This window comes from Massilia sp. CFBP 13721, assembly GCF_014842025.1.
Lineage (GTDB): Bacteria > Pseudomonadota > Gammaproteobacteria > Burkholderiales > Burkholderiaceae_D > Telluria.
On the sequence record NZ_JACYUY010000032.1, the window covers coordinates 39,157 to 58,002 of the forward strand.

Below are 18,846 nucleotides of genomic sequence, written 5' to 3' on the forward strand. Positions count from 1 at the left end.
TGATCGTTACCGGCTCCCGACCCGAGCCGGTTGATCTGGCCACAGCCTGACAAAATGGATTGACGCTGTTGTATAGACAACCTAGACTCTGTGAATTCCGGTGCGCGCTTACCGCGCACTTTCCCTGTCTCTGGAGCCGCCATGACCCACGCCCCGTCCGCCGATCCACGCTTCGATCCCCGCTTCGACCCCATGCGCAGCATCCGCGCCCCGCGCGGCACCGAGCTCAGCTGCAAGAGCTGGCTGACCGAAGCCGCCTACCGCATGCTGCAAAACAACCTCGACGCCGAAGTCGCCGAAGACCCGCAGCGCCTGGTGGTCTACGGCGGCATCGGCCGCGCCGCGCGCAACTGGGAGTGCTATGACCAGATCCTGGCTTCGCTGCGCACCCTGGAAGACGACCAGACTTTATTGATTCAGTCCGGCAAGCCGGTCGGCGTATTCCAGACCCACGAAAACGCCCCGCGCGTGCTGCTGGCGAATTCGAACCTGGTGCCGAAGTGGGCGAACTGGGAGCATTTCAATGAACTCGACCGTAAAGGCCTGTTCATGTACGGCCAGATGACGGCCGGCAGCTGGATCTATATCGGCACCCAGGGCATCGTGCAGGGCACCTACGAAACCTTTGCCGAAGCCGGGCGCCAGCATTTCGATGGCGACTGGGGCGGACGCTGGATCCTGACCGCCGGCCTGGGAGGCATGGGCGGCGCCCAGCCGCTGGCCGCCACCTTTGCCGGCGCGGTGTCGCTCAACATCGAATGCCAGCAAAGCAGCATCGATTTCAGGCTGCGCACGCGCTACCTAGACAAGCAGGCGAAGGACATCGACGATGCCATCGCCCTGATCAAGGAGCACACGGATAAACGCGAGGCGGTCTCGATCGGCCTGCTCGGCAACGCCGCCGACGTACTGCCGGAACTGGTGCGCCGCGCCCGCGCCGGCGGCCTGGTGCCCCATCTCGTCACCGACCAGACTTCGGCGCACGACCTGATCCACGGTTACCTGCCGCAGGGCTGGACGGTCGAGGAGTGGAAGGCGGCGCAAGCCGATCCGGCGCAGCACCCGCGCCTGAAAGCCGCCGCCGCCGCGTCGTGCGCCAGGCACGTGCAAGCCATCCTCGACTTCAAGGCACTGGGCGCCCATGCGGTCGACTACGGCAACAACATCCGCCAGGTGGCGCTCGACGAGGGCGTGCAAAATGCTTTCGATTTCCCCGGCTTCGTGCCAGCTTACATTCGCCCGCAGTTCTGCGAGGGGCGCGGGCCGTTCCGCTGGGTGGCGCTGTCGGGCGACCCGGAAGACATCCATAAAACCGACGCCAAGATCAAGGAACTGTTCCCGCAGCACGCGCAGGTGCACCGCTGGCTCGACATGGCGCGCGAACGGATCGCCTTCCAGGGCCTGCCCGCACGCATCTGCTGGCTCGGGCTCGGTGAACGTCACCTGGCCGGCCTCGCCTTCAACGAGATGGTGCGCACGGGTGAGTTAAAAGCGCCGATCGTGATCGGGCGCGACCATCTCGATACCGGTTCCGTCGCCAGCCCGAACCGCGAAACCGAGAGCATGCGCGACGGTACCGACGCCGTCTCCGACTGGCCGCTGCTCAACGCATTACTCAATACCGCCGGCGGCGCGACCTGGGTCTCGCTGCACCACGGCGGCGGCGTCGGCATGGGCTACTCGCAGCATTCCGGCGTCGTCATCGTGGCCGACGGCACCGACGCCGCCGCCAAACGCCTGGCGCGCGTGCTGGTCAACGACAGCGGCTCGGGCGTGATGCGCCATGCCGACGCCGGTTACGAATCCGCCATCGCCTGTGCCGAGCGCACCGGTTTGAATCTCCCGATGATCAATAGAGGCAGCACCGATGAATGAATCCCACCACGGCTGGACCCTGCAACCCGGCGCCCTGACCCTTGCCGACCTGCGCGCGGCCTGGGCTTCCCACTTCCCGATCACGCTGGCGGCGGGCGCCGCCGCACCGATCGCCGCCTCCGCCGAACTGGTGAAGTCCATCGTCGACAAGGGCGATCCGGCGTATGGCATCAACACCGGCTTCGGCATCCTGGCCAAGGCCCACATTCCGAACGACCAACTCGAGCAGTTGCAGCGCAACCTGATCCTGTCGCATGCGGTCGGCACCGGAGAATTGATTGCGGACCCGGTCGTGCGCCTGATTTTGCTGACCAAGATCGGCAGCCTGGCGCGCGGCTATTCGGGCGTTCGTCCGGTCATCATCGACACCCTGATCGCCATCTACAACGCCGGACTCATGCCGGCGATTCCCGTCCAGGGCTCGGTCGGCGCCTCGGGCGACCTGGCGCCGCTGGCGCACATGACCCTCGCCATCCTCGGCGTCGGCCCGGTGCGTTACCAGGGCCGCATCATGGATGCCGCCGAAGCGCTGGCCATGGCCGGCATCGAACCGGTCACCCTGGCCGCGAAAGAGGGCCTGGCGCTGATCAACGGCACGCAAGTCTCGACCGCGCTTGCCCTGCATGGCTTGTTCATGGCCGAGCGCCTGGTGGAAGCGGCGATGGTCACCGGCGCGCTGTCGGTCGACGCCGCGCGCGGCAGCGACGCGCCTTTCGACGCGCGCATCCACGCGGTACGCGGCCAGCCCGGCCAGATCGCGGCGGCGGCGATCTACCGCGAACTGATGGCCGGCAGCGCCATCCGCGCCTCGCACCTGGTCGGCGACGAGCGCGTGCAAGACCCCTACAGCCTGCGCTGCCAGCCACAGGTGATGGGCGCCGTAATGGATATCGTCGCCAACGCCAGCCGCACGCTGCTGATCGAGGCGAATGCGGTGACCGACAATCCTTTGCTGTTTCCGGACGATGGCGCGATCGTTTCGGGCGGTAACTTCCACGCCGAGCCGGTCGCCTTTGCCGCCGACACGCTGGCGCTGGCCATTGCCGAAATCGGCGCGCTGGCCGAGCGCCGCATTGCGCTGCTGATCGACGCCAACCTGTCCGGCCTGCCCGCCTTTTTGGTGCGCGAGCCGGGCCTGAATTCCGGCTTCATGATCGCCCACGTGACGGCGGCGGCGCTGGCGTCGGAAAACAAGTCGCTGGCGCATCCGGCCAGCGTCGACAGCTTGCCGACGTCGGCCAACCAGGAAGACCACGTCAGCATGGCGACCTTTGCCGCGCGCCGCCTCGACCAGATGGCGCACAATACGGCGGTGATTGTCGGGATCGAGCTGCTGGCGGCGGGGCAGGGGATCGAGTTCCACCGCCCACTGGCCAGTTCCGACCACCTCGAGCACGTGCATGCGCAGCTGCGGCGCCGGGTGGCGCCGTTCGACGCCGACCGCTTCTTTGCGCCGGATATCGAGGCGGCGCGCCAGATGGTGATTCAGGGCGAGCTGTCCGCGTCCTGCAAGGAGTTGTTCGCAGTCCTCCACCCTTAATATGTAAACAGGAGTCTTCATGGATTTCCGGTTCAAGGCAGGCGACGCACCGATGCTGCTGTCGATGCCCCACGTGGGCACCGACATTCCCGACGAGGTAGCCGCGCACATGGCGCCCTGCGCGCTGGCCACCGCCGACACCGACTGGCACCTGGCCGAACTCTACGACTGCGCCGACCGCCTCGGCATCTCGACGCTGGCTGCGCGCTGGTCGCGCTACGTGATCGACCTGAACCGCCCGCCCGAAAACACGAATTTGTACCCGGGCCTGGACACGACCGGCCTGTGCCCGGTCGATACCTTCGGACGCGACAGCCTGTACCAGGAAGGGCGCGTGCCGGACCAGCAAGAAGTGCAGCGGCGCCTGGAGCGCTACTGGCGTCCGTACCACAACCAGTTGCTCGCCGAACTGGCGCGCTTGCTGGCGCTGCACGGGCGCGTGGTGCTGTGGGATGCGCATTCGATCGCCTCGCAAGTGCCGCGCTTTTTCGAGGGCCGCCTGCCGGACCTGAATTTCGGGACCGCCGAGGGCAGGTCGTGCGATCCGGGCCTGGAGCATGCGGTGGTGGGGGTAGCGCGCGCCCAGGACCGCTTCAGCATCGCCGTGAATGGCCGCTTCAAAGGCGGCCACATCACCCGCTTCTATGGCCAGCCGAACGAGGGCGTGCACGCGATCCAGCTCGAGATGTGCCAGTGCCTGTACATGGACGAAACCGCGCCGTTTGCCTACCGGCCCGAAGTCGCGGCCGGCGTCCAGCCGCTGTTGCACGACATGATGAAGGCTGCGCTCGACTGGGTGCGCGCATGAATGCCCTGTTCGCGCGCCATGCCTTGCTCCCCGAGGGCTGGCAGGGCGACGTGCTGGTCGAATGGGATGCGCGCGGTACCCTGACGCGGGTGCAGCCGCAGGCGCGGCCGCCGATCGGCGTGGCGCGCGCCGAGTATGTGGTGCCGGGCATGGTCAACCTGCATTCGCATGCGTTTCAACGGGCGCTCGGCGGCCTGACCGAACGGGTGGGAGAGGGACCGGACAGCTTCTGGACCTGGCGCGACCTGATGTACCGCTTCGCCGCGCAGATCACGCCGGAGCAGGTGGAGGCGATCGGGGCCCAGCTGTTTTCCGAATGCCTGCGCCACGGCTACACGGCGCTGTGCGAATTTCACTATATCCAGCGCGACCCGCGAGGGCACATGTACGCGCGCCCGGCCGAGATGGCCGAGCGGGTCGCCGCGGCCGGGCAGCAGGCCGGCATCGGCCTGACCCTGCTGCCGGTGCTCTACAGCTACAGCGGCTTCGGCGCCCAGCCCTTGAAACCGGAGCAGGCACGCTTTTACACCGACGTCGACACCGTGCTAAGCATCGTCGAAGCACTCGAACCCTTGCGCGGCGGCCAGCTGGAAGTGGGCGCGGCGCCACATTCGCTGCGGGCGGCCGGCATCGACCAGATCCATGCGCTGATGGGTGCCTTGCCGCAGGCGCGGCCGCTGCACATCCACATCGCCGAGCAGCAGGCCGAGGTGCAGCAAAGCCTGGATTTCAGCGGGCGCCGGCCGGTCGACTACCTGTTCGACGCAGTGGAAATCGATGCGCGCTGGTGCCTGGTGCATGCGACCCACCTGAACGACAAGGAACTGGGAAACCTGGCACGCAGCGGCGCCGTGGCCGGCCTGTGCCCGAGCACCGAGGCGAACCTGGGCGACGGCCTGTTCCCCCTTGGCGATTACCTGGCCAATGGCGGGCGCTGGGGCATCGGCAGCGACAGCCATGTGTCGCAAAGTCCGATCGAGGAATTGCGCTGGCTCGAATACGGCCAGCGCCTGCTACATCAGCGCCGGAATATCGTGGGCGCGCCGGCAAGGCGCGACGTGGCGCTCAACCTGTGGCAGGATGCACTCGGTGGCGGCGCCCAGGCGGCCGGGCGTCCGGTGGGCGCGCTGGCGGCGGGGCGCCGCGCCGATTTGCTGGTGCTCGACGCCACGCATCCGAACCTGGACGGCGTACGCGACACCGACGTGCTGGGACGTCTGGTATTCTGCGGCAACGACAACCTGGTGCGCGACGTGCTGGCCGGCGGACGCTGGGTCGTGCAGGGCGGACGCCACATGGCGCAGGAAGCCATCGGACGCCGCTACCGGCAAGCCATTCAAGAGTTGCGTGAAGTATCAGCATGAGCGAGGCAATGAGCATGAATATCTTGATTCCGTTTGCCGGCCTGTCGGCCTACCCCTGGAAGAACGGCGGCGGCAGCACCACGACGATCGCGATCGGCCCGCCCGAGGCCGGCTTCGAGGACTTCGACTGGCGCGTCAGCCTGGCCACGATTTCCGAGGACGGCCCGTTTTCGCGCTTTCCCGGCGTCGACCGCACGCTGGCGCTGGTCGACGGCCATGGCATGACGCTCGATATCGACGGCAGCGAACGCGTGATCATCTGCGAAAGCGGCCCGGTGCTGGCTTTTGACGGCGACTCGGAAGTGGTGGCCAAACTGAATCGCGGCCCTACCACCGACTTCAACGTCATGACGCGCAGCGACCACTGTTACCACCAGTTCGGCCGCCGGCGCCTGGCGGGTAAATCGCGCTTCGTCGCGCGCGCCGACCTGACGCTGATGTTCCTGGCCGAGGGCGATACCCTGGAGATCGCCAGCGACGCCGAGCGCATCAACATGGTGCGCTACGACGCCGTCCTGTTCGATCCGGGCACGATCTGGTCGATCGAAGCCAACCAGGCGGTCATCTTCATTGTCGATATTTTCTATTACAACGAGGAAGAGGAATACGAAGATGAGTGAGCGCCACGGGCCGCGCTTCGACGCGGTGTTTGCAAACGTGAACCTGGCCACGATGGTCGACGGCTATGGCGAAGTGAGGGATGGCGCGATCGCCGTGCATCACGGCCGCATCGCCTGGGTCGGCGCACGGCGCGAGGCGCCCCGTGCCGCCGTCATCCACGATTGCGACGGCGCCTGGCTCACGCCCGGCCTGGTCGACTGCCACACCCACATCGTCCACGCCGGCAACCGCAGCGACGAGTGGGAAGCGCGCCTGGAAGGGGCCAGCTATGAAGACATCGCCAGCAATGGCGGCGGCATCATGGCCACCGTGCGCGCCACCCGCGCCGCCAGCGTCGAGGACCTGCTGCGCCAGAGCGCACCGCGCGTGTCGCAATTACTGGCGGAGGGCGTCACCACCGTCGAGATCAAGTCCGGCTATGGCCTGAACCTGCAGGGCGAAGCGAACCTGCTGCGCGCCGCGCGCCGCATCGGCGAATTATTGCCGGTCAAGGTGCGCACGACCTTCCTCGGTGCGCATGCGTTGCCGCCCGAATTCAGCGGCCGTCCCGACGACTACATCGCCGAGGTGACGGAACGGATGCTGCCGCTGCTGGTCAAGGAAAAGCTGGTCGACGCGGTAGACGCCTTCTGCGAGCACATCGGTTTTACGTATGACCAGACCGAGCGCGTGTTCGCGGCGGCAAAGAAGCTGGGATTGCCCGTTAAACTGCATGCGGAACAGTTGTCGGACCAGCGCGGCGCCGAACTGGTGGCGCGCTACCGTGGCCTGTCGGCCGACCACCTGGAACACCTGACCCCGGCCGGCATCAACGCCATGGCCGGGGCCGGCACGGTCGCGGTGCTGCTGCCGGGCGCGTATTACTTCCTGCGCGAGACGCAGGCGCCGCCGATCGCCGCCCTGCGCGGGGCCGGCGTACCGCTGGCGGTGGCGACCGACTGCAACCCGGGCACTTCGCCAATGAGCTCGCTGCTGCTGGCGCTGAACATGGCCTGCACCCTGTGGCGCCTGACCCCGCGCGAAGCGCTGCAGGGCGCCACCATCAACGCCGCGCGCGCGCTCGGCCTGCAAGACCAGATCGGCACTTTGGAGGTGGGCAAACGCGCCGACTTTGCACTATGGGACATCAGTCGCCCGGCCGAACTGGCGTACGCGATCGGCTTCAATCCGTGCCAGGCGGTGGTGAATGGCGGCGTAATGCGCGCGCGCGATGTGGGCTTGCCGGCGGGCCTATAAGGGCGCCAGGGAAAACGAACGCTACTGAAATCCCGCCGTCACAGCGATTGCAACTTCGACCGCGTCGCCGACACCGCCCGGTGCAGTATCCGCTCCGCCTGAAAATCATTCTCTCGCTGAGCGGCGATCGCCGTCAGGCTGCGGTTGTAATTGTCGAGGCGGGTACGCAGCCATGCCTTGTAGAGTCGCCTGGTGATCGGCCGGAAAATGAATGCCATTGCTCTCTCCCTCATGCGAAGAACACATTGTCCCGGACACCGATTCCTTGCATTTGTGATCACTCAATCGTGCGGAACCCGTTGCCGGGCACTTACTCGCAGGCTTTCCCATTGAGGGGCGTCAATTCGCCGGTTTCCAGCTCGGTAATGATAGGTAACAGAGAATCCGTAAGAGAGGTAAGCAATTGTAAGAACAACAGCTTCCGACGAGTTCACCCAGCTATAGTGAAATCGTTGATTTCCAGTCTCCCCTCCCCATTAGCATAATGGGTTCGCCCACGGCACCGTTTGGTCCCGTGGGCTTTTTATTGTGGGTCAGTCCGCGCGGCGTGCCAGCAGGTCGAGCGCTTCGTCGGTTACGCGGCAGATGCGCCATTCGGGCAGGATCTCGGCGCCCATGGTCTTGTAAAACCCGATCGCTGGCTCGTTCCAGTCCAGCACCGACCACTCGAAGCGGCCGCAGTTGCGCTCGACCGCGAGTTGCGCCAGCTTCGCCAGCAGTGCGCTGCCATAGCCCTTGCCGCGGTGCGACTGGCGCACGTACAAGTCTTCCAGGTACAAGCCCTTCTTGGTGAGGAAGGTCGAGAAATTGTGGAAGAACAGGGCAAAGGCGACCACTTCGCCATTCTCCTCGCCGACGATGGCTTCGCAGGCCGGGCGCACGCCGAACAGGCCGTCGTGCAGCAGCTCTTCGGTGGCGACGACCATGTGCTCGAGTTTTTCGAACACGGCCAGTTCGACGATCATTGAATGGATGTAGCTGACGTCGGCGGGTTCGGCGGGACGGATGGAAAAATGGGTGACTGCGGTCATGGTGTTTCGGTTACCTGGTTCAAAGTGACGGTGTGCACGGGCTTCGGTTTGGTTGTTGCCGGGCCGCGCAGGGCCCAGGCGACGCTGGCCAGGCACAGGATCATGCCCAGGAATTCGACCGGGCCGGGGCGGTAATGTTCGAGCTGGATCGACAGCAGCACCGACAGCACCGGCGTGATGACGCCGATATATACCGCTTTCTGCGGTCCGATGCGGTTGATCAGCGTGAAGTAGGCGAGGAAGGCGATCACCGAGCCGAAGATCGCCAGGTACAGCAGGCCGAGCGTGTACGACAGGGTCGGCGGCAGCATGAAGCGCTGGCCAGTGAGCACGGCATACACAGCCACCAGCAGCGTGCCCCAGAACATCGACCAAGCCGTGGTCAGCATCACGTTGCCCGACTGCTCGCGCACCTTGCCGACGACGATGCTGCCGGCCGAACTGGCGATCGTCGCCACCAGCGCCAGCACCACGCCGAGCAGGAAGTGGCCGCTGCCGCCCGCCTGCACGTCGCGCCAGGCGGCGCCGATCGAGTGGTAGAAGAGCAGGGCCACGCCGCCGGTCGCCACCGCGCCGGCGCCCCAGGTGCGCGGCGCGATCGGGGTGCCGTAGAACACGCGGCCCAGCAGCGGCGTCCAGAACACCATTAGCGCGAACAGCACCGCCACCAGCCCCGAGACCACAACTTCCTCGGCCTGGTAGGTGCAGATGTAGGACAAGCCAAAGGTGGCCACGCCCTGCAGCATCACCCATTTCTGGGTACGCCAGGGCAGGTGCAATTTGATGCCGCGGCCGATACAGATGGCGAACAGTACGCTCGAAGCGAGGGCGAAACGGTAGACCACGGACACCGAAGGCGGCACGTCGCCCAGCTGCAAGGTGATGGCCCAGAAGGTCGAGCCCCAGATGAGCGAGGCGAGGGTAAACAGGACGGGAGAAGACATCGCGGAAGTATACGTGCTTTCCCCGTTGCCTGTCGTCTATAAATTGGAAAACCAGGGGCTTAGGCCCGGGGCGGTGGCCTGGATGTGGCAATGCCGCATCAGCCTTGTCGGCCGGGGCGGCATGCCAGGAATTTAATGGGTAACGCGCGTGTTGTAGCCATTGCTCAGCAGGCGCACCCGTTCGCCGGGCCGGAACAGTTCGTCCGCGCTCTGGGTGATGGCGCGCAATTCGCCGCTGTCGAGCCTGACGGTAATTTCGAAGCCGGGCTTGTTGTTGGCGTTGGCCTCGACCCGCTGGCCGATCAGGCCGCCGGCGATGGCGCCGACGATACCCATCGCCGCCGAGCCGTTGCCGCTGCCGGCCTGGGAACCGGCCAGGCCGCCGAGCGCTGCGCCGCCCATGGTGCCGACGCCGGATTCCGGATTGGCGATGATGACATTGCGTACCGATTCGACCGTGCCGGTGCGGACGACCTGTTCGTTCTGGACTTGTCCCGCGCGATAGACGCTGCCCGATTGCGGCGTGGTGACGCAGCCGGCCAGCAGGGCGGCAAAAAGAAGAGGGATGGTGGCTTTCATGGCAATCTCCGGAAGCTTGATACGTTTCCCAAAGCTTACTCTCCACCAGCAAGGCGCGCCGCACACAATGGGCGCAGCCGATCAATAAGCGAGGTTCAGCCGCCGGTACAGGAAGCCCAGCACGAACAGCGGACCGATCAGCAGGAAGCGCAGGTCGTCGAGAAACGACGGCTTCTTGCCCTCGATCTTGTGGCCGACGAACTGGCCGATCCAGGACACGACGAACACCGCGATCGACAGCGGCAGCACCGTCATCGGCGGCATCGCCGCCAGGATCGCCAGCATCAGGATAGCCATCGCCAGCATGCCGACCGCGAACGGTTTCGACAGCTGCAGGTAATACCACAGCGACCCGGCCACGGCCGCCAGCGCCAGCAGCGGATGCAGCGCGTACAGGATGCCGAGCAGCGAAAACACGATCAGGGGCACGCACACGCAGTGGATCAGCTCGTTGGTCGGGTTGCGGTGGCTCTCGCTGTACTGGGCGAGCAGGGCGTCGATGGTGCGTGCGTTGCGCGAGGCTGGGGTGTGGTCCATGTTTGTCTCCGGACGGATTGTTATGAAAACGATTCTACACCGGCCGAGCCGCTAAAAATCAGGCTGCCGCCCGTTCCGGCGGCGCGAACGCCGGCCCAGCGCCGAGGCGCATGTGCGGGTGGCCGGCGAACACTTCCGCCACCCATTCCACGAACACGCGCACCTTGGCCGACATGTGGCGGTTCTGCGGATAGACGATGTGCACCGGCAGCGGATCGCTCAGCCAGTCCGGCAGCACCTGCACCATGCGTCCCTCCACCACGTGGCGCATCAGCAGGTAATCCGTCATCTGGACGATGCCCAGCCCGGACAGGCCCGCCTGCACGTAGGCGTTCGAATCGTTGAGGGCGATCACGCCCGGCATCGGCACCTCGATGCGTTCGCCGTCGCGGTTGAAATCCCAGTCGTAGACCTTGCCGGTCTTGGCCGAAAAATAATTTACGCAGCGGTGCTGCGCCAGGTCGTTCGGATGCGCCGGCATGCCGAAGCGCGCCAGGTAGGAGGGCGCGGCGGCGGTGACGAAATGGATGATGCCGACGCGCCGCGCGATCAGGCTGGTATCGAACAGCGGTCCGCCACGCACCGCGCAGTCGATGCCTTCCTCGACCAGGTCGACCGGACGGTCGGTACTGCCCAGTTCGAGCATGATGTCGGGATAGCGCTCGAAAAAGCCGGGCAGTGCCGGAATCAGGATTTCGCTGGCCAGCCCGGTCGGGGTGTCCACGCGCAGGCGCCCGCTCGGATTGATGCGCATGCGCGACAGCGATTCCTCGGCATCGCGCACGTCGGCCAGGATGCGCACGCAGCGTTCGTAATAGGCGGCGCCGTCCGAGGTCACCGTCACCTGCCGCGTCGTGCGGTGCAGCAGCTTGGCCGAGAGCGAGCTTTCCAATGCCTGCACCAGGGTCGATACGCTTGCCTTGGGCAGGTCGAGCAGCTCGGCGGCGCGCGTAAAACTGCCGTTGTCCACGACCTGGACGAACACTTCCATGGCTTGCAGCTTGTTCATTACTTCCTCCAGATCCCCGATTTAATGTAATTTTAAGCGTATTGTTCGCGATTGGCGAACAATGGATTCGCGATTGCCATCTTTATCAGGTTCTGGTGGATGGCTATAGTGTACGTATTGGAGTAAAACTTTTTGGCGGGCGGGAGCAGGATCATGAAACTGCAGAACATGCGGGACAACATCGTGGCGTTAAGCGCACTGGCAATCGGCACCTTCGCCATGGCCGGCGTGGTCGGCAGCGGCGCCTATGCGCAGGCGGCAGGCGCCGAGGCGCGCGGCGTGCATGCGCTGTCCACGGTCATGGTCGAGACGATCTGCCCCGACCAGGTGCCGACAAGCTTGGCTGCCGTCTCCACCGAGGTGGCGCGATGAACGACCGCCTCGACAGCTTCAATGCGATCAACGACGACGTGCGCGTGCGTGACCTGGAAGTGAGCGGCGAGCAGGGTCCGTTGCGGGCGCGCCTGTACGCCACCGGCCAGAAGGGCAAGCGCGACACCCTGGTCGTGTTCTTCCCGCCGGGCGGTTTCGTCACCGACAATCTCGACGACTCCGACAGCTTCCTGCGCCACCTGGCCGGCGTCAGCCACACGCCGGTGGTGCTGGCATCGAACTACACGCTGGCCACCGTGCGCCCGTTCCCGGCCGCGGTCGAGGATGCCCACGCCGTGCTGCTGTGGGCGAAAAAGAACAAGACCAAACTCGGCTGGAATGGCAAGCATCTGCTGGTGGCCGGCATCGAGGCCGGCGCCAATCTCGCCGCCGTCTGCGCCCTGATGTCGCGCGACCGCGGCGCACCGAAACTGGCCGGCCAGATCCTGATCATGCCGATGCTCGACCCCGGCCTGTCGACCTGCTCGATGCGCGAAATGCCGAACTGCCCCGACCGCGAAAAGCTGGCCGATGGCTGCGCCGCCGCCTACCGCGGCTACCTGCCCAACGCGGCGGACCGTACCCACCCGTACGCGTCGCCCCTGCAATCGAGCCGCCTGAAAAACCTGCCGCCGGCCCTGATTCTCTCCGCCGAGGACGACCCCTTGCGCGACGAAGCCGAAGCCTATGGCGCCAAACTGGCCAGCTTCGGTGTCCAGGCCACCGTGCGCCGCATGCTGCCCACGCCGCAAGCGGACGAGCGCAACGAGTGCGCCTGCGAACGGCCGGCACTGGCCGAAATCGCCGCCTTCATTGCCGATCTCGAAGGGCAGGGGGCCCTTCCAGGCTAAGTCAGCACTTACCTCGCTTCTATAACTGAACTGAACGGACAACCGCACCATTTTCGGTGCGGCGGGGCCCGCTTTTTCCTGCGCTTTGCATAGATGGCACGGGCGGGACCGGTGTCGCCTGCTTTTTAACATTCTCACAAGAAAAAGGAATCAACATGAGAAAGCTGATACAACTCACCAGCGCCACCAAGCCGCTGCTGGCCGCACTGGCTGTTGCCGGACTTGCCTCTGTCACGCTGGCCGGCTGCGACGACGCCACCGGCAAAACCGCGGCACCAGGCGCTCCCGCCGCACCACCGGTGTCGGCTGCCATCGTGCTCGAAAAGCCGGTCGCCGAAACCCAGGAATTTTCCGGCCGCCTGGAAGCGGTCGAGCGCGTCGAAATCCGTTCGCGCGTCAGCGGCTTCATCACCGCGGTCAATTTCAAGCCTGGCGGCGAAGTGAAAAAAGGCGACGTCCTGTTCGTGGTGGACCCGCGTCCGTACCAGGCCGAAGCAACGCGTGCCCAGGCCGCCGCCGCCTCGGCGCGCGCCAAGGCCGATCTCGCCAAACGCGAACTGGCGCGCGCCGAGAGCCTGATGGCGGACAAGGCGATCGCCCGCCGCGAATTCGACGAAGCCGCCGCTAGCCAGAAGGAACTCGACGCCAGCGCCGCCGCCGCGCAAGCGCAGTACGAAGCGGCGCGCCTGAACCTGGCCTATACCCGCGTCGTCTCGCCGATCGATGGCCGCGTCTCGAAAGCCGAGATCACCCTCGGCAACCTGGTCGACCCGACCGCGCTGCTCACGTCCGTGGTCTCGCTCGAACGCATCTACGCCAGCTTCGACGGCGACGAAGACACCTACCTGCGCGTCGGCGCCAAGGCGCGCGATGGCGCCCCGGTGGCGGTGCGCGTCGGCCTGGCCAACGAAGAAGGCTTCCCGCACGAGGGCAAACTCGAATTCGTCGACAACCAGCTCGACGCCCGTACCGGCAGCGTGCGCATGCGCGCCACCTTCGAGAACCGCGATGGCGCCCTGGTGCCGGGCCTGTTCGCACGGGTCCAGCTGGGCGCGGCCGACAGCCGCAACGCCGTGTTGATCAACGAGCGCGCGGTCAGCACCGACCAGAGCCGCAAGTTCGTGTTCGTGGTCGACAAGGAGGGCAAGGCCGAATACCGCCAGGTCACCCTGGGCCCCGTGGTCGACGGCTTGCGCGTGGTGCGCAGCGGCGTAAAAGCGGGAGAGAAGATCGTCGTCAACGGCTTGCAGCGCGTGCGCCCCGGTGCGCCGGTAGCGCCCCAGATCGTCCCGATGACGGATGCCGCGCCGCTGGCGCTCGCCGCGAACATCAAGGAGTAAGCCATGAACTTCTCCCGCTTCTTTGTCGACAAACCGATCTTCGCCGTCGTGCTGTCGGTACTGATTTTCGTCTCCGGCCTGATCGCCATCTTCCAGTTGCCGATTTCCGAATACCCGGACGTGGTGCCACCCTCGATCGTGGTGCGCGCCCAGTACCCGGGCGCCAATCCGAAGGTGATCGCCGAAACGGTGGCCGCGCCGCTGGAAGAGCAGATCAACGGCGTCGAGAACATGCTCTACATGTCCTCGCAAAACACGTCCGACGGCGCGCTGATGCTCACTGTTACCTTCGCCATCGGCACGAATGTCGAACAGGCGGAGACGCAGGTGCAGAACCGCGTCCAGCGCGCGCTGCCGCGCCTGCCGGAAGAGGTGCGCCAGATCGGCGTCACCACGGTAAAAAGTTCGCCCAACCTGACGATGGTGGTGCACCTGAATTCCCCGGACGGCCGCTACGACGACCTCTATCTGCGCAACTACGCGACCCTGAACATCAAGGACCGCCTGGCGCGCATCGAGGGCATGGGCGAAGTGCAGCTGTTCGGCTCCGGCGACTACGCGATGCGCGTCTGGCTCGACCCGCAAAAGGTGGCGCAGCGCGGCCTGGTGGCGGGCGACATCGTCGATGCGATCCGCGAGCAGAACGTGCAGGTGGCGGCCGGCGTCGTCGGCCAGGGTCCGGCCAAGGGCGCCGAATTCCAGCTGACCGTGAATACGCAAGGCCGCCTGTCGAGCGTCGAGGAGTTCGGCGCCATCATCGTCAAGACTGGCGAAGACGGCTCGACCACATTATTAAAAGACGTGGCGCGCCTGGAGATGGGCTCGAATTCGTATGCGCTGCGCTCGCTCCTGAACAACAAGTCGGCGGTCGCGATCCCGATCTTCGAGGCACCCAACGCCAATGCATTGCAACTGTCGACGGACGTGCGCGCCACCATGGCCGAGCTGTCGGAAGAGTTTCCGGAAGGTGTCGAATACAGCATTGTGTACGACCCAACCCAATTCGTGCGCGAGTCGATCGACTCCGTGATTAAAACCCTGTTCGAAGCGATCGTGCTGGTGGCGATCGTCGTGATCGTGTTCCTGCAAAGCTGGCGCGCTTCGATCATCCCATTGCTGGCGGTGCCGGTGTCGGTGGTCGGCACCTTTGCCGTGATGCTGATGTTCGGCTTTTCGATCAATACCCTGTCGCTGTTCGGGCTGGTACTGGCGATCGGTATCGTGGTCGACGACGCCATCGTCGTGGTCGAGAACGTCGAGCGCAACATCACGAATGGCCTGAACCCGCACGATGCGACCATCCAGGCGATGAAGGAAGTGTCCGGCCCGATCATCGCGATTGCCCTGGTGCTGTGCGCCGTGTTCGTGCCGATCGCCTTTGTGGCGGGCCTGACCGGCCAGTTCTATCGCCAGTTCGCGCTGACGATTGCGATCTCCACCGTGATCTCGGCCTTTGCCTCGCTGACGCTGGCGCCGGCGCTGTCGGCGGCGCTGCTGAAAGCCCACGATGCGCCGAAGGACCGCGTCACGCGCGCCATCGACACCGTGTTCGGGCGCTTCTTCGCCGCCTTCAACCGCTTCTTCGGGCGCGCTTCGCACCGTTATGAGGGCGGTGTGCAGACGGTCCTGCGCCGCAAGACCTTGTCCCTGGCCGTGTATGCGCTGCTGGGCGTGGGCGCCGTGTTCATGTTCAAGGTGGTGCCGCCGGGCTTCGTGCCGCAGCAGGACAAGGCCTATCTGATCGGCTTTGCCCAGCTGCCCGACGCCGCCTCGCTCGACCGTACCGACGCCGTCATCCGGCGCATGTCAGCGATCGCCACCGAGATCCCGGGTGTCGAATCGTCGATCGCCTTCCCCGGCCTGTCGATCAACGGCTTCACCAATGCGCCGAACGCCGGCATCGTCTTCACCGGCCTGAAACCGTTCAGCGAACGGCGCGGCAAGGAGCAGTCGGCCGAAGCCATCGCTGCCGAAATCAACAAGCGCATGGGCGCGGTCGAAGACGCCTTCGTGATGGTGCTGCCGCCACCGCCGGTGAACGGCCTCGGCACGACGGGTGGCTTCAAGATGATGCTGGAAGACCGCGGCAACCTCGGCTACGACGCGCTGTACAAGGCGGCGCAGGCGATGCAGGCCAAGGCCTGGGCCGATCCACGCTTGCAGGGTGTGTTCTCGAGCTACCAGATCAACGTGCCGCAACTGTTCGCCGACGTCGACCGGGTAAAGGCCAAGCAGCTCGGCGTGCCGCTGCAAACGATTTACCAGACCTTGCAGGTGAATCTCGGCTCGCTGTATGTGAACGATTTCAACCAGTTCGGCAGGACTTACCAGGTGCGGGTGCAGGCGGACGCCCAGTTCCGTTCGCAGCCGCAGCAGATCTCCCAGCTGAAGGTGCGTAACCTGAAAGGCGAGATGATTCCGCTGTCGTCGCTGATGCAGGTAAAGGACAGCTATGGCCCGGACCGCGTGCAGCGCTACAACGCCTATGTGACGGCCGACATGAACGGCGCTCCGGCGGCCGGCGTCTCGTCGGGCCAGGCGCAGGCCATTTTCGAGAAAATCGCGCAGGAGACGCTGCCGAAAGGGATCGCGTATGAGTGGACCGACCTGACCTACCAGGACATCCTGTCCGGGAACACCATGGTCTATGTCTTCCCGCTGTGCGTGCTGCTGGTGTTCCTGGTGCTCGCCGCCCAGTACGAAAGCTGGACCCTGCCGCTGGCCGTGATCCTGATCGTGCCGATGTCGATCCTGTGCGCGCTGCTGGGCGTGAAACTCACCGGCGGCGACAACAACATCTTCACGCAGATTGCGCTGTTCGTGCTGGTGGGGCTGGCCTCGAAGAATGCGATCCTGATCGTGGAATTCGCCCGCGAACTCGAGCACCACGGCCGCAGCGTGATCGATGCGGCGCTGGAAGCGAGCCGCCTGCGCCTGCGTCCGATCCTGATGACCTCGATCGCCTTCATCATGGGCGTGGTGCCGCTCGTGTTCTCCAGTGGCGCCGGCGCCGAGATGCGCCATGCGATGGGGGTGGCGGTATTCGCCGGCATGCTGGGCGTGACCTTCTTCGGCCTGTTCCTGACGCCGCTGTTCTACGTCCTGCTGCGTACCTTTGCCAAACGTTTCGAGAAACAAGCTGCGACCCCTCCGGTGTTTGCAGTGGAAGGAGTCGCACAATGAAAACCATGATTGCAAGAGGTATCGCTCCACTGGTGGCGGCACTGTTGCTGAGCGCCTGCGCGGCGCCCGCATTCAAGCAACCGGCCATCGACACCCCGGCCGCGTTCAAGGAGACGAGCGTCATCCAGACCGCCGCCGACGGCAGCCGCTGGACCCAGGCGCGCCCGGCCGAGCAGCAGCCGCGCGGCGCATGGTGGCTCGCCTTCCAGGACCCGCGCCTGACGGAACTGGTGGACGAAGCGGCCCGTAACAACGCCAGCCTGGCCGTCGCCGCGGCGCGCGTGAAGCAGGCGCGGGCGATTGCGGGCATTGCCCAGGCCGACCGCATTCCCCAGGTCGGACTCGGCGTCCAGGCCCAGCGCGCCCGCCCGGCGCCGCTCGACCTCAACCTGCCGCAGGGCAGCCCGGTCGCGCCGCAGAACAGTTATAGCGCCAGCCTGAGCGCCAGTTACGAGGTCGACCTGTTCGGCCGCGTCAGTGCGAATATCGAAGCGGCGCGCCGGGATGCCGGCGCCGTCGAAGCAACCTACCGCTCGGTGCTGCTGTCGCTGCAGGCGGACGTGGCGCAGACCTGGTTCCGCCTGCAGGCGCTCGACGCCGAACTGGCGACGGTGGACGCCGCCGTGCGCCTGCGCGCCGAAAGCGTGCGCGTCAACCAGCGCCGGTTCGACCTGGGCGACATCGGCGAATTCGACCTGACCCGCGCCCGCACCGAACTGTCGGCCACGCGCGCCGAAGCGATCGGCCTGCAGCGGCAACGCACGAATGCCGAACACGCACTGGCCGTGCTGTTGGGCCGCCCGGCGGCGCGCTTCACCGCCGTCACCAGTCCCTTGCCGGAAGGGCTGGCCTTGCCCGCGATTCCCGCCGGCCTGCCGTCCACCTTGCTGGAGCGGCGCCCCGACATCGCCGCCGCCCAGCGCGCGATGGAAGCGGCGAATGCCCGCATCGGCGTGGCGCGCGCGGCGATGTTTCCGGCCTTGACCATCGATGCGGCCGGTGGCGGCGTCGGCGGCACGATGGCCGAAGCATTCAAATGGAGTAGCCGCTCCTGGGTGCTGGGCGCGCTGCTGTCCTTGCCCGTCATCGACGGCGGCCGCAACCGGGCGAACGTGACGCGCAGCGAGGCGGCGCTGGAGGAATCGGTGGGGGCGTATCGCGAACGCGTATTGGCGGCGTTCGCCGAAGTCGAGGACAACCTGGCCGGCGTGCGCATCCTCGCCGCCCAGGGAGAACAAGTCGACGACGCGGTGCGCTCGGCGCGCCGCTCGGTCGAACTGGCGCAAAAGCTCTACGACGCCGGCCGCTCCAGCTACCTCGACCTGCTCGACGCCCAACGTAATCTCGCCGCCAGCGAGCGCAGCGCGGCCCAGCTGCGCGGCAACCAGGCCATGACGACGGTCGCGCTGATCCGCGCGCTCGGCGGCGGCTGGGATGCACCCGTGCCGGCAGCCGCGCCGCTGGCCGTACGTTAAAAACTTCCGTGTAACCCCTTGCGGCGGACCAGGCGTGGTCCGCCGGTTTTTTATGTGCGGCCCGGCGAGACGGGCAGGGCT

At 65.9% G+C, this 18,846-nt stretch carries 17 protein-coding genes; 11 read left to right on the plus strand and 6 right to left on the minus strand.

The features are described 5' to 3' along the window. Nucleotides 1–141 precede the first annotated feature (141 nt). From hutU to hutI, 6 genes are read left to right on the plus strand one after another with little or no spacing between them, the layout of a single operon-like run. On the plus strand, nucleotides 142–1,875 hold the full coding sequence (gene hutU, locus IFT60_RS23090; RefSeq protein ID WP_192056192.1) for a urocanate hydratase: 1,734 nt from the start codon (nucleotides 142–144) through the stop codon (nucleotides 1,873–1,875). After that, the gene (gene hutH, locus IFT60_RS23095) at nucleotides 1,868–3,415 is read left to right on the plus strand and encodes a histidine ammonia-lyase (RefSeq protein WP_192056194.1); all 1,548 of its coding nucleotides are present in this window, start codon (nucleotides 1,868–1,870) and stop codon (nucleotides 3,413–3,415) included. The genes hutU and hutH overlap by 8 nt, the downstream gene beginning before the upstream one ends. 19 nt (nucleotides 3,416–3,434) lie before the next feature. Then, nucleotides 3,435–4,223, plus strand: coding sequence for an N-formylglutamate deformylase (gene hutG / locus IFT60_RS23100; protein ID WP_192056196.1), 789 nt, complete (start codon nucleotides 3,435–3,437; stop codon nucleotides 4,221–4,223). Continuing rightward, on the plus strand, nucleotides 4,220–5,587 hold the full coding sequence (locus IFT60_RS23105) for a formimidoylglutamate deiminase (RefSeq protein WP_192056199.1): 1,368 nt from the start codon (nucleotides 4,220–4,222) through the stop codon (nucleotides 5,585–5,587). Before hutG ends, IFT60_RS23105 begins: the two co-directional genes overlap by 4 nt. Nucleotides 5,588–5,595: 8 nt before the next feature. Continuing rightward, nucleotides 5,596–6,207 (plus strand): HutD/Ves family protein, encoded by a 612-nt coding sequence (locus IFT60_RS23110; RefSeq protein ID WP_229511108.1) that lies wholly within the window; start codon nucleotides 5,596–5,598, stop codon nucleotides 6,205–6,207. After that, the gene (gene hutI, locus IFT60_RS23115; protein WP_192056204.1) at nucleotides 6,200–7,444 is read left to right on the plus strand and encodes an imidazolonepropionase; all 1,245 of its coding nucleotides are present in this window, start codon (nucleotides 6,200–6,202) and stop codon (nucleotides 7,442–7,444) included. Before IFT60_RS23110 ends, hutI begins: the two co-directional genes overlap by 8 nt. A gap of 38 nt (nucleotides 7,445–7,482) precedes the next feature. Here hutI and IFT60_RS23120 read toward each other — a convergent pair whose 3' ends face one another. The 6 genes from IFT60_RS23120 to IFT60_RS23145 all read right to left on the minus strand — a co-directional run bounded on the left by IFT60_RS23120 (nucleotide 7,483) and on the right by IFT60_RS23145 (nucleotide 11,544). Further along, the gene (locus IFT60_RS23120) at nucleotides 7,483–7,662 is read right to left on the minus strand and encodes a hypothetical protein (RefSeq protein WP_192056206.1); all 180 of its coding nucleotides are present in this window, start codon (nucleotides 7,660–7,662) and stop codon (nucleotides 7,483–7,485) included. A gap of 315 nt (nucleotides 7,663–7,977) precedes the next feature. Further along, the gene (locus tag IFT60_RS23125) at nucleotides 7,978–8,475 is read right to left on the minus strand and encodes a GNAT family N-acetyltransferase (protein ID WP_192056209.1); all 498 of its coding nucleotides are present in this window, start codon (nucleotides 8,473–8,475) and stop codon (nucleotides 7,978–7,980) included. Further along, nucleotides 8,472–9,419, minus strand: coding sequence for a DMT family transporter (locus tag IFT60_RS23130; RefSeq protein ID WP_192056212.1), 948 nt, complete (start codon nucleotides 9,417–9,419; stop codon nucleotides 8,472–8,474). The genes IFT60_RS23125 and IFT60_RS23130 overlap by 4 nt, the downstream gene beginning before the upstream one ends. Before the next feature lie 132 nt (nucleotides 9,420–9,551). Then, the gene (locus IFT60_RS23135) at nucleotides 9,552–9,998 is read right to left on the minus strand and encodes an outer membrane lipoprotein (protein WP_192056214.1); all 447 of its coding nucleotides are present in this window, start codon (nucleotides 9,996–9,998) and stop codon (nucleotides 9,552–9,554) included. Between the two features lie 81 nt (nucleotides 9,999–10,079). Further along, the gene (locus IFT60_RS23140) at nucleotides 10,080–10,535 is read right to left on the minus strand and encodes an Mpo1 family 2-hydroxy fatty acid dioxygenase (RefSeq protein WP_192056217.1); all 456 of its coding nucleotides are present in this window, start codon (nucleotides 10,533–10,535) and stop codon (nucleotides 10,080–10,082) included. A gap of 58 nt (nucleotides 10,536–10,593) precedes the next feature. Beyond that, on the minus strand, nucleotides 10,594–11,544 hold the full coding sequence (locus tag IFT60_RS23145; protein ID WP_192056220.1) for a LysR family transcriptional regulator: 951 nt from the start codon (nucleotides 11,542–11,544) through the stop codon (nucleotides 10,594–10,596). A 153-nt stretch (nucleotides 11,545–11,697) separates the two neighbouring features. Between IFT60_RS23145 and IFT60_RS23150 the strand changes: the two genes are divergently transcribed. The 5 genes from IFT60_RS23150 (at nucleotide 11,698) to IFT60_RS23170 (ending at nucleotide 18,765) form a co-directional block, all read left to right on the plus strand. Next, nucleotides 11,698–11,916 (plus strand): hypothetical protein, encoded by a 219-nt coding sequence (locus IFT60_RS23150; RefSeq protein ID WP_192056222.1) that lies wholly within the window; start codon nucleotides 11,698–11,700, stop codon nucleotides 11,914–11,916. After that, nucleotides 11,913–12,767: an alpha/beta hydrolase gene (locus IFT60_RS23155; RefSeq protein ID WP_192056224.1), complete on the plus strand. Its 855-nt coding sequence runs from the start codon at nucleotides 11,913–11,915 to the stop codon at nucleotides 12,765–12,767. The genes IFT60_RS23150 and IFT60_RS23155 overlap by 4 nt, the downstream gene beginning before the upstream one ends. A gap of 155 nt (nucleotides 12,768–12,922) precedes the next feature. After that, the gene (locus IFT60_RS23160; RefSeq protein ID WP_192056226.1) at nucleotides 12,923–14,107 is read left to right on the plus strand and encodes an efflux RND transporter periplasmic adaptor subunit; all 1,185 of its coding nucleotides are present in this window, start codon (nucleotides 12,923–12,925) and stop codon (nucleotides 14,105–14,107) included. A gap of 3 nt (nucleotides 14,108–14,110) precedes the next feature. After that, complete coding sequence (locus IFT60_RS23165) at nucleotides 14,111–17,290, plus strand: efflux RND transporter permease subunit (RefSeq protein ID WP_192056228.1); 3,180 nt, start codon at nucleotides 14,111–14,113, stop codon at nucleotides 17,288–17,290. Then, on the plus strand, nucleotides 17,287–18,765 hold the full coding sequence (locus IFT60_RS23170) for an efflux transporter outer membrane subunit (RefSeq protein ID WP_192056230.1): 1,479 nt from the start codon (nucleotides 17,287–17,289) through the stop codon (nucleotides 18,763–18,765). The genes IFT60_RS23165 and IFT60_RS23170 overlap by 4 nt, the downstream gene beginning before the upstream one ends. Nucleotides 18,766–18,846 lie beyond the last annotated feature (81 nt).

Excerpts from the sequence above, each read along its gene's own strand:
- IFT60_RS23135 (WP_192056214.1), bottom strand. The coding sequence starts at position 9,998 with ATGAAAGCCACCATCCCTCTTCTTTTTGCCGCCCTGCTGGCCGGCTGC.
- hutI (WP_192056204.1), top strand. The coding sequence starts at position 6,200 with ATGAGTGAGCGCCACGGGCCGCGCTTCGACGCGGTGTTTGCAAACGTG.
- IFT60_RS23155 (WP_192056224.1), top strand. The coding sequence starts at position 11,913 with ATGAACGACCGCCTCGACAGCTTCAATGCGATCAACGACGACGTGCGC.
- IFT60_RS23130 (WP_192056212.1), bottom strand. The coding sequence starts at position 9,419 with ATGTCTTCTCCCGTCCTGTTTACCCTCGCCTCGCTCATCTGGGGCTCG.
- IFT60_RS23150 (WP_192056222.1), top strand. The coding sequence starts at position 11,698 with ATGAAACTGCAGAACATGCGGGACAACATCGTGGCGTTAAGCGCACTG.
- hutG (WP_192056196.1), top strand. The coding sequence starts at position 3,435 with ATGGATTTCCGGTTCAAGGCAGGCGACGCACCGATGCTGCTGTCGATG.
- IFT60_RS23165 (WP_192056228.1), top strand. The coding sequence starts at position 14,111 with ATGAACTTCTCCCGCTTCTTTGTCGACAAACCGATCTTCGCCGTCGTG.
- hutU (WP_192056192.1), top strand. The coding sequence starts at position 142 with ATGACCCACGCCCCGTCCGCCGATCCACGCTTCGATCCCCGCTTCGAC.
- IFT60_RS23120 (WP_192056206.1), bottom strand. The coding sequence starts at position 7,662 with ATGGCATTCATTTTCCGGCCGATCACCAGGCGACTCTACAAGGCATGG.
- IFT60_RS23160 (WP_192056226.1), top strand. The coding sequence starts at position 12,923 with ATGAGAAAGCTGATACAACTCACCAGCGCCACCAAGCCGCTGCTGGCC.
- IFT60_RS23125 (WP_192056209.1), bottom strand. The coding sequence starts at position 8,475 with ATGACCGCAGTCACCCATTTTTCCATCCGTCCCGCCGAACCCGCCGAC.
- IFT60_RS23110 (WP_229511108.1), top strand. The coding sequence starts at position 5,596 with ATGAGCATGAATATCTTGATTCCGTTTGCCGGCCTGTCGGCCTACCCC.
- hutH (WP_192056194.1), top strand. The coding sequence starts at position 1,868 with ATGAATGAATCCCACCACGGCTGGACCCTGCAACCCGGCGCCCTGACC.
- IFT60_RS23170 (WP_192056230.1), top strand. The coding sequence starts at position 17,287 with ATGAAAACCATGATTGCAAGAGGTATCGCTCCACTGGTGGCGGCACTG.
- IFT60_RS23140 (WP_192056217.1), bottom strand. The coding sequence starts at position 10,535 with ATGGACCACACCCCAGCCTCGCGCAACGCACGCACCATCGACGCCCTG.
- IFT60_RS23105 (WP_192056199.1), top strand. The coding sequence starts at position 4,220 with ATGAATGCCCTGTTCGCGCGCCATGCCTTGCTCCCCGAGGGCTGGCAG.
- IFT60_RS23145 (WP_192056220.1), bottom strand. The coding sequence starts at position 11,544 with ATGAACAAGCTGCAAGCCATGGAAGTGTTCGTCCAGGTCGTGGACAAC.